The organism is Corynebacterium sp. UBA4397 (genome assembly GCF_002390965.1).
GTDB lineage: Bacteria > Actinomycetota > Actinomycetes > Mycobacteriales > Mycobacteriaceae > Corynebacterium > Corynebacterium flavescens.
Genome location: NZ_DGRD01000030.1, coordinates 18,501 through 33,735 on the forward strand (window position 1 = coordinate 18,501; position 15,235 = coordinate 33,735).

The following is a 15,235-nucleotide window of genomic DNA, read 5'->3' on the forward strand; positions in this document are numbered from 1 at the left end:
GCGGCTATAGCCCGAAGAAGCGCCAAGAACCGCTGAGAACCGCAACCACGATGGGGATAGCGGTGAGAACAATTCCTACGCACAGGGCAACCAGGTCGCGCCGGTGGAGGCGGGAAGGCCGAGCCCACGTGCGGGCTCCCCCACCTGGTGGGGTTCTGCCAAAGCCGCGCGCCTCCATCGCCGTGGCTAGTTTCCCGCCGCGGCGCAGCGCCAAGACCAACAGCCCGAAAGACATGGTCATGGTGTGGCGGATTCTGCCTTGATCACTCAAGCCCCGCGCGCGGCGTGCCATGGACATGAACGCCCAATCATCCTTGAACAAGGTCACCATCCGCACCCCGGCGACCGCCCCGATGACGAAGCGCGCCGGCAAGTGCAGCACCTGGGCTAGGGAATCACCCAGGCGCGTGGGATCAATATCGCGCGAGAGGACGACCATCGGCAGAGCCACGGCCAGCACGCGCAGCATGATCGCTACCGCCAGCTCGATGGAATTGTCGGAGACCACCATGAGCCACCACTGAAAGTAGACCTCCCCGCCGGGAGCACCGTAGAGGAGCATGGAGATTCCAGAAAGCGGGGCGATGATAAAGAGGAACCAGGAGGAGCGCAGCAGCCGTGGCCACGGCATCCCGCACAAGGGCGCCAAGGCAAGAGTTATGGCCAGCGAGATTGCGGCAGAGACCCAATCGACAGAGAGCAACAAAGGCGTGGCGAGCAGAATCATCAGGGCAATGCGGGTTATCGGGTTGAGCCCGGCCAGAATATTAGGCACTGGATACCTCAATTCGATGGTCCCCCAAGGCGGAGATGAAGTAGGGGTCATGGCTGATGGAGGCGACGGTCACGCCGCTATCAGCCAGCTCCCGCAGTAAGCGCACGAGTTCGGCAAAGGTGCTCGGATCCTGGCCAAAGGTCGGTTCATCCAACAAGACCACCGCGGGGGCGGTGACGAGTGCCGTAGCCACAGAGAGCCGGCGCTTCTCCCCTCCGGAGAGCGCGAAGGGGTTGGCCTCCAAGAGTTGACCCAAGCGCAGCCTGTCCACCAACTCCGAGATGCGTTGTTCTGGGGGCTCTACCCCGCGCGCGCGTGCGGAAACCCGCAGTTCCTCATGGACCGAACGAGCCACAAACTGATGCTCGGGGTTCTGAAAAACAAATCCAATGTGTCGGGCCAACTCGCGAGAAGGCCACTTGGCCGGGGAGCCGGAAAGGCCATCGCGCACGCTATCAGAAAGCCCAATTTCGCCCGACTGGGCGGGCAATAAGCCCGCCATAGTCATCAGCCACGTAGTTTTTCCTGAGCCATTTGCCCCGCTGACCACGGTGGATGCGCCTGCTGGAAGCTGGTAAGTGCGCGGGGGGCCGAAACGAGTAACCAGGTTATTGCACCACATGGCGTCTTCTTTGCTCGTTACGCTGCGAGCATGCGGCAGGCCAGTTATTTGCCGCCGAGCCACGACAGCTGCAGGCATGGCATCCTCTACCAGTTCCCCGTGCTCGAGCACTATTGCTCGGTCGAGGATATCGGCCCAGTACTCATAGTTGTGCTCGACCACCACGAGTGTGGCGCCGGTTTCCTTCGCCACGGCGGCAACGGCCCCCGCCACCTCGCGCGAACCCTGCGGATCCAGGTTCGCCGTGGGCTCATCAAGCAGGATGAGCCCGGCCCCCATAGCCATAACACCGGCCAAGGCCAGGCGCTGCTTCTGCCCGCCAGAAAGCCGCGCGGTGGGATGATCAACGTCTACGTCTAGACCCACCATGTCTAAAGCGCGATTCACGCGCTCCCATAGCTCGGAGCGTTCCACGCCGAGGTTCTCGCAGCCAAAAGCCACGTCATCGCCCACGCGCGAGCAAATAACCTGCGAGTCTGGGTCTTGGAGCACCAGCCCCACGGGGATCGTGCGGCCCGGCGCCTCGCGGTTGCCCGCGGCATCTTCCAAGATGATCTCGCCGTGTTGCGTGCCCTCATCATCGCCGCCCAACACTCCTGCCAGGGCCGCGACCAAGGTGGACTTGCCCGAGCCCGAGTCCCCACAGAGCAGCACGCGCTCGCCAGGCGCAATGCTCAGATCAATGTTGCGCAATGCGGGCTGCGCACGCCCGGCATGCGTCCAGCCAAAGCCGCGCATATCCACGCGCGTTCCACGATCACTCACAACTAGCGGGCGCGCTGTTCCCTGCCAACGGCAAAGCGGTCGAGCGCCCCTGTCTTCGCCAGAGCGAGGACGAGGAAGTATCCCAATACGCCGGCCAGCAGGGCACCGGATATGGTCTCAGTGACGAAGTAAATCACCTTGAACTCCATAGAGCGCGCCAGGTTTCCGCTGGTGAAAAGCTCCAGGATGAAGGCACCAAGCCCGGCACCGAATCCGGCCAAGGCGGCAACAGGCAGGTTAAAGCGGCGGTAGAGGAAGATGGCCAGGATGATCTCCGCGCCGATGCCCTGAGCCAGGCCGGAATAGAGAGTAGAGATTCCCCACTGCGAACCCAGCACCGCAGAGACACACGAGGCCAGCAGTTCCACATAAATAGCCGCACCAGGCTTGCGGATAATGAGGCCACCCAGGATGCCTCCCAGCAGCCAGATGCCGGTGGCCATACCACCGAGGCCCGGCGTGAGGTTGTCCATGGCCAGGAACCAGGCGTATCCCACTGAGTTCCAGACTAAGAAGATAATGCCACAGGCCACGGCGAGCACCGATGCGACAACGATGTCGACGGTGCGCCAGCGCAGAGCGCGGGTTTCAGTCGCGCTCGTAGAAGTAGTACTAGTCATGCTTAATTCTTCCTCTCGCCGGAATTACCCGGATCAGGTTCAACGGTTTGTGCGCGCTTGCGACACATCTCAGCCCTCCTGGAGGGAGCAAGTCAGAAGACGGCACAAGCCGGGCACGTAACCTACCCCACACGAGAGCACCCGTGTTCAGTGTTTAGTTCTATATCTCCTTGTCACCGCAGCCCGCACAGGGCCAAAAGCAGATCGAAAGACCGGTTTATTCTATCGCATCGAGGCAGCGTTGGCGAAGATCAAAAACGCGCAACCCCTCCTCCTGCACCTGCCCGGAAAGGGCGGAGGCGCTGTGGAGGTGAGGTTGCGCGCTGGTTTCCTCTTAGCGAGGAAACCTTGAGGACGACTTAGAAGTTGAAGTCCTCATCCAGAGGCACGGAGGCACCGGTGAATTCACCGAAGCCGTCGTCGCCGTAGATGGAATCGCCGTAAGTCGGAATCGAGTACGCCGCGTTGCGGGCGGCCTCGGTCGGCTTGACGGAGATGTTGCGGTAACGCGAGATTCCGGTACCGGCCGGAATGAGCTTACCGATGATGACGTTCTCCTTGAGGCCAATGAGCTTATCGGAGCGCTTGTTAATAGCGGCGTCGGTAAGCACGCGGGTGGTCTCCTGGAAGGAGGCGGCCGAGAGCCAGGATTCCGTGGCCAGCGAGGCCTTGGTGATACCCATGATCTCGGAGCGCAGCTGCGCCGGCTCGCCACCCTCGGCGACCTGCGTGGCATTGATCTGCTTGGCCTCAGAGAGGTCAATAAGAGTGCCGGGCAGGAAGTCCGTGGAACCTGCGTCGATGACGGTGCCGCGACGCAGCATCTGACGAATGATGATCTCGATGTGCTTGTCGTGGATAGCCACACCCTGTGCGCGGTAAACGGCCTGCACCTCGTCTATGAGGTGCTTTTCGACGCCGCGGCGTCCCAAGACCTCAAGCACGTCGTGCGGATCCGCAGCGCCACGCATGAGGCGCTCACCGGTGGTGACGTGGTCACCGTCACGCAGGGAACGCTCAATCATGGCATCCGGGTTGGACTCCATGGGGCGACGCACCTGGGCCAGGCCCTGGCGCTTCGAGAGCTTCTCGTAGACAACGTTGTCAGAACCGTCATCCGGGGTGATGGTCAAGGTCCAGAAGTTACCCTCATCGGAGAGCGAAACCGTGCCATCGACAGAAGCGATGGGCGCGCGGTTCTTCGGGTTACGAGCCTCGAAGAGCTCCTGCACACGGGGCAGGCCGCCGGTAATATCGCCACCGACACCACCCTGGTGGAAGGTACGCATGGTCAGCTGGGTACCCGGCTCACCAATGGACTGGGCGGCGACGATGCCAACGGCCTCGCCGATATCCACCAACTGGCCAGAAGCCATGGACTTGCCGTAGCACTTGGCGCAGACGCCGGCAGGGGTCTGGCAGGTCAGCACGGAGCGAACCTTGATGTGGAGAACGCCAGCGTTGACCAGCTTGTCCGTCAGTTCCTCGGTGAGATCCTCGCCCGCCTGAGCAACGATCTCGCCGTGTGAATCCTTGACATCGGTAGCCACGACGCGGCCCGAAGCCGAGGTCTCCCACAGCTCGTGAACCTCGTACTTGCCCGGTGCCACCTCGGTGCCCAGCGGGATGCGCACACCCTGACGGGTGCCACAATCCTCTTCGCGCACGATGACGTCCTGCGCCACATCCACCAGACGGCGGGTGAGGTAGCCGGAGTCGGCGGTACGCAGCGCGGTATCGGCCAGGCCCTTGCGGGAACCGTGCGAGTTGTTGAAGTACTCCAACACCGACAGACCTTCACGGAAAGAGGTCTTAATCGGGCGAGTGATGTAGTCACCCTTGGAGTTCACGACCATGCCCTTCATGCCGGCCAGGGTCCAAATCTGACGCATGTTACCGGCAGCACCGGACTTCACGATCATCGGAATCGGGTTATCGTCCGGGTAGAGCTTCTCCACCGCGTTACCCACGGTGTCGGTGGCGTGCTTCCACAGCTCGACGAGGCGGTCATAACGCTCGCGCTCGGTCAGGGCGCCCTGCTCCCAGTACTTACGCTCGATGGTCTGCGCGTCCTTCTCATAGGACTCGAGGATTTCTTCCTTGTTCGGAAGAACCAACACGTCAGACATGGTGATCGTCACGCCGGAACGGGTAGCCCAGTAGAAACCGGCATCCTTCATCTTGTCCAAGACCTGCGCCACGGTGATCATGGGGTACTTGATGGCCAAGTCATTGACCACATCGCCCAAGAGGACCGTGTCCTTGGAGCCGCCCTTACGGACCATGACGCCCTCAAGGTAAGGGTAGTTCCACGGCAGCAGCTCGTTGAACATGATGCGGCCTAGGGTGGTCTCAGCGAGCCAGGACTCGCCCTTGTGCCAACCATCCGGGAAGAACTGTGCCTCGATATCCTCCGGCGGGCGGAGGTGATCGATGCGCACCTTGATAGGAGCCTGCAGGCCCACGACTCCGCGATCGCGGGCCATGAGTGCCTCGGCATAGGACGAGTAGACGCCCTTTTCCGGACCATTCTCGTCGGCAGGGGTATAACGACCCTCGCCACCGAGCTCCTCGGCGGTCTTGTTCATGGTCAGGTAGTAAAGACCGGTAACCATGTCCAGACGCGGCATAGCCAAAGGCTTGCCAGATGCCGGGGAAAGGATGTTGTTGGAAGCCAGCATCAAGACGCGAGCCTCTGCCTGTGCCTCGGCGGACAGGGGCAGATGGACTGCCATCTGGTCGCCGTCGAAGTCGGCGTTGAAAGCCTCACAGGCCAGCGGGTGCAGCTGGATAGCCTTACCCTCAACCAGCTTCGGCTCGAAGGCCTGAATACCAAGGCGGTGCAGCGTAGGTGCGCGGTTAAGCATCACCGGGTGCTCGGAGATGGCCTCTTCGAGGACGTCCCACACCTCGGGGCGCTGGCGCTCAACCATGCGCTTTGCCGACTTGATGTTCTGTGCATAGTCATTTTCCACCAGGCGCTTCATGACGAAGGGCTTGAAGAGCTCGAGAGCCATCAACTTCGGCAGACCACACTCGTGGAGCTTGAGCTGCGGACCGACGATAATGACGGAACGGCCGGAGTAGTCAACGCGCTTACCCAGCAGGTTCTGACGGAAGCGCCCCTGCTTGCCCTTGAGCAAGTCAGACAGGGACTTCAACGGGCGGTTGCCCGGGCCCGTGACAGGACGGCCGCGACGACCGTTGTCGAAGAGGGCGTCAACGGACTCCTGCAGCATGCGCTTCTCGTTGTTGACGATGATCTCGGGGGCGCCGAGATCGATCATGCGCTTGAGGCGGTTGTTGCGGTTGATAACGCGACGGTAGAGATCGTTGAGGTCCGAGGTGGCGAAACGGCCACCGTCGAGCTGCACCATCGGGCGCAGTTCCGGCGGGATGACCGGAATCGCGTCCAAGACCATGCCAGCCGGATCGTTGCCGGAGCGCAGGAACGCGGCGACAACCTTGAGGCGCTTAAGGGCGCGCATCTTCTTCTGACCCTTGCCGTTGCGAATGATTTCGCGCAGGTCCTCGGCCTCAGCCTCGAGGTCGAAGTTACGGATGAGCGTCTGGATAGCCTCCGCGCCCATTCCGCCGGTGAAGTAGTCCTCGTAGCGATCAACAAGCTCGTCGTAGATGGTCTCATCGATGATCATCTGCTTCGGGGCCAGCTTGAGGAAGGTGGTCCAGATCTCGTCAAGACGGGCGACCTCGCGCTCGCCGCGCTCGCGGATGTGCTGCATCTCCTTGTCAGCGGCATTCTGCACCTTGCGACGGGCATCCGCCTTGGCACCAGCGGCCTCTAGCTCAGCCAGATCGGACTCGAGCTTGGCAGCGCGCTCTGCGATCTCCGCCTCGGTGTCATCCTGAACGTCCTTCTTCTCGAGCAGCATTTCTGCCTCGAGGGTGGACTGATCGTTATGGCGAGCCTCTTCATCGACCGAGGTGATGATGTTGGCGGCGAAGTAGATGATGCGCTCGAGGTTCTTAGGAGCGAGATCCAACAGGTAGCCCAAGCGCGAGGGAACGCCCTTGAAGTACCAGATGTGGGTCACAGGAGCGGCAAGCTCGATGTGGCCCATGCGCTCGCGGCGCACCTTGGACTTGGTGACCTCGACGCCACAGCGCTCGCAGATGATGCCCTTGTAACGGACGCGCTTGTACTTGCCACAAGCACACTCCCAGTCGCGCGTAGGTCCGAAGATGCGCTCGCAGAACAGGCCGTCCTTCTCCGGCTTCAGGGTGCGGTAGTTGATGGTCTCGGGCTTCTTAACCTCGCCCTTTGACCAGCGACGAATGTCATCAGCGGTGGCCAGACCGATGCGGAGCTCGTCGAAGAGATTTACGTCAAACACGTAATGTCTCCCTTTCATCCTCTATGAATGAGGAATTGATGGCTTTCTAAGAAAAATTCGTGATGCCCGGGGTGCAAAGCGCGTGGCCTGCCACCCGGACCGAAGTAGACACTTAAGCGATGTCGGCGTCGGAACGCTCGTCGCGCGAGAGGTTGATACCGAGCGAGGGGCTTTCCATGTCATCGTCATCAGAACCGGACAGTTCCATCGGGGTGCCGTCAGTCGAGAGAACCTCGACGTTGAGGCACAGGGACTGCAGCTCCTTGAGCAAGACCTTGAAGGACTCGGGGATGCCCGGATCCGGAATGTTCTCGCCCTTGACAATGGCCTCATAGACCTTGACACGGCCAACCACGTCATCCGACTTGATGGTGAGCAGCTCCTGCAGGGTGTAGGCGGCACCATAAGCCTGCATCGCCCACACCTCCATCTCACCGAAGCGCTGGCCGCCGAACTGCGCCTTACCTCCCAGCGGCTGCTGGGTAATCATGGAATAAGGACCGGTGGAACGAGCGTGGATCTTCTCGTCGACGAGGTGGTGCAGCTTGAGCATGTACATGTAACCAACGGAGACCGGGTACATGTAGGGCTCGCCCGAACGGCCGTCGAAAAGCTGCGCCTTGCCGTGCTCATCAACCAAGACGTCACCATCACGGTTGGGCTTGGAGGAAGCCAGAAGGCGTGCAATCTCCTCGTTGGAAGCTCCGTCGAAGACCGGGGTGGCGGTCAAGGAATCGGCGGGAACCTCGTAGAGCTCCTCGGGGAGGGTCTTGAGAAGGTCGGCATTTGCTGGATCCTCAACGTCGACCTTCCAGCCTGCGTGAGCCAGCCAGCCGAGGTGAACCTCGAGAACCTGGCCGATGTTCATACGACGCGGAACACCGTGCGTGTTCAAGATGATGTCAACGGGGGTTCCGTCAGCCATGAAGGGCATATCTTCCGGAGGAAGAATCTTGCCCACGACACCCTTGTTACCGTGGCGTCCGGCCATCTTGTCGCCGTCCTGGATCTTGCGCTTCTGAGCCACATAAACGCGGATCATCTCGTTGACGCCAGGAGCCAGGTCATCATCGTCCTCGCGGGAGAAGTGCGCAACGCCGATAACCTTGCCGTTCTCACCGTGGGGTACCTTCATCGAGGTATCGCGGACCTCGCGAGCCTTCTCACCGAAGATGGCGCGCAGCAGGCGCTCCTCCGGGGTGAGCTCTGTCTCGCCCTTCGGGGTGACCTTACCAACCAGGATGTCGCCGGCGCGTACGTCAGCACCAATGCGGACGATGCCGCGCTCATCAAGATCGCGCAAAACATCATCGGAGACATTCGGGATTTCCCGGGTGATCTCTTCCGCGCCCAGCTTGGTGTCACGAGCATCAATCTCGTGCTCCTCAATGTGGATGGAGGTCAAAACGTCCTCTTCCACAATGCGCTGGTTCAAGATGATGGCGTCCTCGTAGTTGTGACCTTCCCAAGGCATGAAGGCAACCAGGAGGTTACGGCCCAGAGACATCTCACCATTGTGGGTACCAGGACCATCAGCCAAGACCTGGCCGGCCTCGACGCGCTGGCCCAAGGAGACCAACGGAGTCTGGTTGTAGTTGGTGCCCTGGTTGGTGCGCTCGAACTTGCGCAGCATATAGGTATCACGCTGACCCTCATCATCCATGACGGTGATGAGATCGGCGCTGACATTCTCCACCACGCCAGACTTCGGGGTGATGACAAGATCGCCTGCGTCGTAGGCAGCGCGCTGCTCCATGCCGGTACCAACCAGCGGAGCCTCAGAACGCACCAGCGGCACGGCCTGCTTCTGCATGTTCGCACCCATCAGGGCACGGTTTGCGTCGTCGTGCTCCAAGAACGGAATCATGGCGGTGCCCACGGAAACCATCTGGCGCGGGGAAACGTCAACATAATCAACGTTGGCCGCGGCGGTGACTCCGATGTCCCCGTCCTTGAGGCGGACCTCGACGCGGTCGGCGGTGATATTGCCCTCCGCGTCCTTTTCGATCTCTGCCTGCGCAATGGCGAAGCGATCTTCTTCATCAGCGGTCAGGTAATCAACCTGATCGGTAACGCAGCCGTCAATGACCTTGCGATAAGGCGTCTCGATGAAGCCAAAAGCGTTGACGCGTGCGTAGGAAGCAAGCGAACCGATAAGACCAATGTTCGGGCCTTCCGGGGTCTCAATCGGACACATGCGGCCGTAGTGCGAGGCGTGCACGTCTCGGACCTCGATGCCCGCACGCTCGCGGGAGAGGCCGCCAGGGCCCAGCGCCGACAGGCGGCGCTTGTGGGTCAGTCCGGAGAGCGAGTTGTTGTGGTCCATGAACTGCGAGAGCTGCGAAGTTCCGAAGAACTCGCGGATCGCCGCGGAGACCGGACGCACGTTGATCAACGAGGTCGGCGTGATGGACTCAGCGTCCTGGGTGGTCATGCGCTCGCGCACAACGCGCTCCATGCGCGAAAGGCCGACGCGGACCTGGTTCTGGATCAGCTCGCCAACGGTGCGCAGGCGACGGTTTCCAAAGTGGTCGATGTCATCGGTGTGGATGGCAATCTGCTCACCGTTGGGGGCGGTCATCTCGCGCTCGCCCACGTGCAGACGCACGAGGTACTCGAGGGTGACGGCGATGTCTTCCTCGGTCAGAGTCATGAGACCGTCATGATCTCCACCGAGACCCAGCTTGCGGTTGACCTTGTAACGGCCGACCTTTGCCAAGTCATAGCGCTTCGCGCGGAAGAAGGAGTTATCCAGCAGGGACTGCGCGAGCTCGCGGGTCGGCTGCTCGCCCGGGCGCTGCTTGCGGTAGATCTCCAGCAGGGCCTCGTCCGTGTTGGCTACGCCATCGGACTCGAGGGTAGACATCATCAGCTCGGAGAAGCCAAAGCGATCCTTGATCTGCTGCTCGGTCCACCCCAGGGCCTTGAGCAAGACGGTCACCGGCTGGCGACGCTTGCGGTCGATGCGCACGCCGACGGTGTCGCGCTTGTCGACGTCGAACTCGAGCCACGCACCGCGGGAAGGAATAACCTTCACGGAGTGCAGCGGGCGCTCGGTGGACTTGTCGATCGTCTGATCGAAGTAGACGCCCGGGGAACGCACGAGCTGGGAGACGACAACGCGCTCCGTGCCGTTGACGATGAACGTGCCCTTATCGGTCATGATGGGGAAATCGCCGATAAAGACGGTCTGAGACTTGATTTCCTGCGTCTCATTGTTGATGAACTCTGCGGTCACATACAGCGGCGCAGAGTAGTTGATGTCCTTTTCCTTGCACTCATCGACGGTGTTTTTCACCGGCTCAAAGCGAGGCTCCGACAGGGACAGGGACATATTGCCCGAGTAGTCCTGGATCGGGGAAAGCTCTTCGAGGATATCCTCCAGGCCTGAGGTGACGCGGGCGTCTTCGCCGCGCTCAGCCTGCTGCCGCTCACGCCACTCGGGCGTGCCGACGAGCCATGCAAAGGAATCGAGTTGTAGATCAAGGAGGCCCGGGACAGCGATAGGCTCGCTGATCTTAGCGAAGGAGTATCGCTTCGGGGCTCCAGGGATATTGGCCACTGACTTGGTCTGGCGGGAGACTGCCAAGATGGGTCCTTCCAGCACCTCACGCGGCTTGCTGTCCCCGCCCTGGCCGACGAGGAGCATAACCGCTGGTAATTTTAGCATTCGGTCTGCTGTGGAACTACTGGGTTCAGAATGCACAAAATCACCTTGTCAAGTCGGCTTTGCCATCACCTACCCGAAAGGCTAAATGTGCACCGAATTTCCAGATTCCAGCGCAAAGAAACAGAGTATACTAAAATTTCAATTCTGTAAAGGCATAGATCTCACCCGGCAAAAGTTTGCTTTCTCACCTCGCTCGGTGAAGAAGCCTCAACCAACGGACGCAGCGGTGTGCAGCTCCGTACTTAGCATGTACTTGGCCCGGCCCTGGGGGGCGGCTGCACTGCAACACATGATTCCCATCCGGGGAGCCAGCGGAGCGCTGCGAGCTTGCGCCGTGGACACGCGTTACCCTACCACTTGTACTACCGCGCGCCACAAGACGCGCAGATCAGTGGCAGTTTTCTCAAGCTACATTCCCACGGCTAACGTGCAGTGGTTACTTCTTACGTCCGGACGAGCCCCGGCGCCCGAAGACTCCGAGCGCGCCAACGATGCCGATGAGTACCAGCACGCTGCCCAGCCCGATGCTGGCCCAGCGCAGCCCCTCGGCCCAAGCGGGACGCGGGAAGGAATCGGCCTGGCTCAGGAACGCGGCTTCGTCTTCTTCACTGGTACGCCCGTCGAATACGAAGGCCTGCTCGCGCCCGAAACCGGTTCTATCGGCATAGTAATCATCGATGTTGACGTCGAGACCAATGAGCATGCCCGTGGCTTGGTCTACGAAGTAGTCACGCCAGCCGGAATGATAGAGATAGCCCTGCTCCGTGGACCCGTCCTCATTCTGGAAGGTCGTGGTGGTGCCGTTGGCGGCATAGAGCGTTGCCACGTTGGTGGGCTCAATCTCTTGGTGATAGCGATAGACCGTCCGGCCCTGCATCTCCACCTCTTCTTGGAATACCGCGTCCACCGGCTTGCGCAGCGTGGGATCAAACACGGGGTAATTGGTCTGCTCGGCATCAGCCGGGAATTTCAGCCAGTAACCATCAAGGGGAATCTCGATGGCAGGGCTGGCAAGGGTATCACTCAGCCGCAGGTTCCCAATGCTGGCACCGGTGAGTCGGTCCATATCAAAAGACCACACCTTAGCGTTATCGAGGTCGCTCAAGCCCTCTCCCGCGCCGCGCATGGTGGACTCTCCCACCCGCACCGTCACGCCGTCGTCGCCCTTGGGTGCCTGCAGCTCCATGTTGAGCTGATAGGTCAGCGGCCCCTGATAGGGCTGCGCGCCCTCCGGTCCCAAGACCTGCGAGTGCGCGTCATCATCACGCAAGGTCCACGTGGTCTTGTCCAGATCCAGCGGCATGCGGGGCGAGAAGTTCAAGAAAGCGGGTGCCACAATTCCCGCAGCGATGAGCGCGACGCCGAGGCCGAGCAGGAGTACGGAGACAATTCGGGACTTGGGCAACATGGGGATTGATTCTACAGATGCGGCCCTAAAACGAAGAACGACCCCGCGTCCCAGGAAAGGGATGCGGGGTCAGTCTTAGTTAAGCCAAGTAAATTACTTGAGCTCGACGGAAGCGCCAGCCTCTTCGAGCTTGGCCTTAGCAGCCTCAGCGTCGTCCTTGGAAGCGCCCTCGATGATAGCCTTAGGAGCGCTCTCAACGAGCTCCTTAGCTTCCTTCAGGCCCAGGCCGGAGACGAGCTCGCGAACAGCCTTGATGACGCCGATCTTCTTGGCGCCAGCGTCGGTCAGAACGACGTCGAACTCGGTCTTCTCTTCCTCAGCAGCAGCAGCGGCAGGAGCGCCAGCAGCAACGGCAACCGGAGCGGCAGCCTCGACGTCGAAGACGTCCTCGAATTCCTTAACGAACTCGGAGAGCTCGATGAGGGTCATTTCCTTGAAAGCTTCAATGAGCTCGTCCTTGGTGAGCTTAGCCATGACGGCCATCCTTTCTGTGCGAAGTCGCTATAACTTCGCGGTATAAATTGTGTAGTTAAACGCAGATGAACTGCGCTATTTAAGCTTCTGCTTCTTTTTTGTCCTGCAGAGCTGCCACGGTACGGACAGCCTTGGTAGCAGGGGCGTTGAATACGGCCGCAGCCTTTGCCAAAGAACCCTTCATAGCACCGGCCAGCTTGGCGAGAGTGGTCTCGCGGTTGTCCAGCTCGGCGATGGCCGCAACCTGTTCGGCAGACAAAGCGTTGCCGTCCATGTAGCCACCCTTGACGATCAATGCCTTGTTGTCATCAGCAAACTTCTTGATGACCTTCGCAGCATCAACTGCCTCGCCCTTAATGAACGCAATTGCGGTCGGGCCAGTCAGCAGCTCGTCAAGACCCTCGATGCCGGAATCAGCGGCAGCGATCTTGAAGAGGGTGTTCTTGGCGACGGAGTACTCAACGTCAAAGCCCAGGTTGTTACGCAGTTCCTGCAGCTGAGGCACAGTCAGGCCGCGGTACTCGGTCAAAACGACGGAGCTAGCACCGGCCAGCTTCTCCTTCAGCTCTGCCAGGTCTGCAGTATTCTTCGGGTTTGCCATTGTTTACTCGCCTCCTTCCAAAACATCTCTTATTTTTCCGCCGAGACTTCCATGCCGAGAAACATCCCAACAAAAAAGCCCCGTGCAAGAGCACAGGGCGAGCAGCGCAAAGCGCTACATAATTCGCAAGTGTCTCCTGCGTGGGCCGCCCCTTAGAGTGGGGACCTTCGATCCAATGGATGACCAACGGTCTTCGGTGAAACTTGAGTCCGGCTGAAAGCCGTTCAAACTTCGGCATTCAGACTACATCTGGACACACAGAACTTCCAAATCGCGCCAATGACGCTATTGCGTCTACACTCGGCGAGAATGACTTGCCTCATGTGGTTCCGTGATGATCTTCGCCTCCACGACAACGCGGCGCTGAGCTGGTGCGCTGCCCGCGGACCACTCATCGCCCTCTTCATCGATGAGCCTGTCTACCGCGGCACCCGTGCCCTCGGGGGCGCGGCCGAGTGGTGGCGCGAGCGCTCACTGCACGCGCTGGCCGCGCAACTAGCTGCAAGCGGCGTGCCCCTGCTACGCCGGAGCGGCGAGCCCACTGCCGTGCTCGAGAACCTTATAGAAGAGTTAGCGCCCACGGCCACCATCGATGCAGTGGCGTGGACGCGGCGCTATCACGGCCCGCTGCGCGAGGTCGACTCTGAGGTCAAGGCACACTTGCGCAAGAAGGGCCTAGAAGTGGCCTCCCATCCGGGGCATACCCTCGTCGAGCCTTGGGAGGTCACGACCAAGGCGGGCGATCCCTATCGGGTCTATACGCCCTTTTCTAAGGCGGCGCGGGATCAGGTCCGTGATGACACTCCCCTCCCCGTCCCCAATCTCAAGGGCGGTTTCGCGCCGGAGAAAGAACCGTGGGAGAAAGCTGAGGAGCCCGAATGGGCCGCAAAGCTCGCCAGCCACTGGACTCCGGGCGAAGAGGAAGCGCGCCACAAGCTGTCCGCGCTCGATCTGGGCGATTATCCTGCCGGACGCGACTTCCCGGCCCGGCCTGCCACCTCCCGGCTGTCGCCGCACCTGCGCTTCGGGGAGGTTTCGGTGCGCGAGGCATGGACTTCGGCAAGCGAACAGCCCCACGGCGAAACCTTCCAATCCGAGCTGTTGTGGCGGGACTTCGCTTGGCACCGCCTCTACTACCACACGGACCTGGCCACGGTTAACGTACGCCGCCAATTTGATGCCTTCGACTGGGAATGGGACGCCCCCGAACTAGGCGCATGGCAGCGCGGGGAGACCGGAATTGCCCTGGTGGATGCCGGAATGCGCGAACTGTGGGAGACCGGATACATGCACAACCGCGTGCGCATGGTCGTTGGTTCCCTGCTGACCAAGAACCTGGCCATTCACTGGCGCCGCGGCGAGGAATGGTTCTGGGACACGCTTGTCGACGCCGACCCAGCATCAAACCCCTTCAACTGGCAGTGGGTGGCCGGCTGCGGCGATGATGCCGCGCCCTACTTCCGCATATTCAACCCAGAAACCCAGGCCAGCAAGTTCGATCCCCATGGCGAGTACATCGCCCAGTGGGCGCCGGCGCTCTCCCCCACGCCCATCGTGGATCTGCGCGAATCCCGCAAGGCCGCACTCACCGCCTACTCCGACATAAAGAAATAGTGGCGCGAAAACCCGAGACTCCGTTTAGGGGACATTTCGCTATGCAGCATAGGCCTCTCCAAAGACGAAGCAGCGGCATGATTGGCGGAGATACACGGCCTAGGCCCTGTCCTCTACAAGAAGGCAAGCCCAGAAGAATACCGAAGTCCGCTTGGACCCGATCCTTCAGGATAGGCCGGATGGCCTTGCTACCGCACTGCCAAGTTCTGGCGAAGCGGCCCGGCTGTGGATAACCGGGGCGGTGCGGGTGAGTTATCCACAGTTTTCCTTACTGGGTGCGGGTTGGGGATTGTCGTACCGCGTGGCGGTGCCTTAGCGTGACGGTCATGGG

9 protein-coding genes are annotated in these 15,235 nt (G+C 60.8%); 1 reads left to right on the forward strand and 8 read right to left on the reverse strand.

The features are described 5' to 3' along the window. Nucleotides 1-4: 4 nt before the first annotated feature. The 8 genes from B2696_RS06650 to rplJ all read right to left on the reverse strand — a co-directional run bounded on the left by B2696_RS06650 (nucleotide 5) and on the right by rplJ (nucleotide 13,290). A complete protein-coding gene (locus B2696_RS06650; protein WP_084559112.1) occupies nucleotides 5-775 on the reverse strand; it encodes an energy-coupling factor transporter transmembrane component T family protein in 771 nt (256 codons plus the stop codon). Further along, nucleotides 768-2,135, reverse strand: a complete 1,368-nt coding sequence (locus B2696_RS06655) for an ABC transporter ATP-binding protein (protein ID WP_286954598.1) — start codon at nucleotides 2,133-2,135, stop codon at nucleotides 768-770. Before B2696_RS06655 ends, B2696_RS06650 begins: the two co-directional genes overlap by 8 nt. Nucleotides 2,136-2,164: 29 nt before the next feature. Beyond that, the gene (locus tag B2696_RS06660; RefSeq protein ID WP_075729089.1) at nucleotides 2,165-2,782 is read right to left on the reverse strand and encodes an ECF transporter S component; all 618 of its coding nucleotides are present in this window, start codon (nucleotides 2,780-2,782) and stop codon (nucleotides 2,165-2,167) included. 359 nt (nucleotides 2,783-3,141) lie between these two features. Beyond that, nucleotides 3,142-7,137: a DNA-directed RNA polymerase subunit beta' gene (locus B2696_RS06665; protein ID WP_276621905.1), complete on the reverse strand. Its 3,996-nt coding sequence runs from the start codon at nucleotides 7,135-7,137 to the stop codon at nucleotides 3,142-3,144. 112 nt (nucleotides 7,138-7,249) lie between these two features. Next, nucleotides 7,250-10,744 carry a DNA-directed RNA polymerase subunit beta gene (locus B2696_RS06670; RefSeq protein ID WP_075730984.1) on the reverse strand — a complete coding sequence of 1,165 codons (3,495 nt, stop codon included), beginning with the start codon at nucleotides 10,742-10,744 and terminating at the stop codon, nucleotides 7,250-7,252. A gap of 499 nt (nucleotides 10,745-11,243) precedes the next feature. Next, nucleotides 11,244-12,215: a DUF3068 domain-containing protein gene (locus B2696_RS06675; protein WP_276621903.1), complete on the reverse strand. Its 972-nt coding sequence runs from the start codon at nucleotides 12,213-12,215 to the stop codon at nucleotides 11,244-11,246. Between the two features lie 93 nt (nucleotides 12,216-12,308). Then, on the reverse strand, nucleotides 12,309-12,689 hold the full coding sequence (gene rplL / locus B2696_RS06680; RefSeq protein WP_075729086.1) for a 50S ribosomal protein L7/L12: 381 nt from the start codon (nucleotides 12,687-12,689) through the stop codon (nucleotides 12,309-12,311). A 79-nt stretch (nucleotides 12,690-12,768) separates the two neighbouring features. After that, nucleotides 12,769-13,290 carry a 50S ribosomal protein L10 gene (rplJ, locus tag B2696_RS06685; RefSeq protein ID WP_286954593.1) on the reverse strand — a complete coding sequence of 174 codons (522 nt, stop codon included), beginning with the start codon at nucleotides 13,288-13,290 and terminating at the stop codon, nucleotides 12,769-12,771. Between the two features lie 309 nt (nucleotides 13,291-13,599). Between rplJ and B2696_RS06690 the strand changes: the two genes are divergently transcribed. After that, complete coding sequence (locus B2696_RS06690; RefSeq protein WP_286954595.1) at nucleotides 13,600-14,904, forward strand: cryptochrome/photolyase family protein; 1,305 nt, start codon at nucleotides 13,600-13,602, stop codon at nucleotides 14,902-14,904. Nucleotides 14,905-15,235 lie beyond the last annotated feature (331 nt).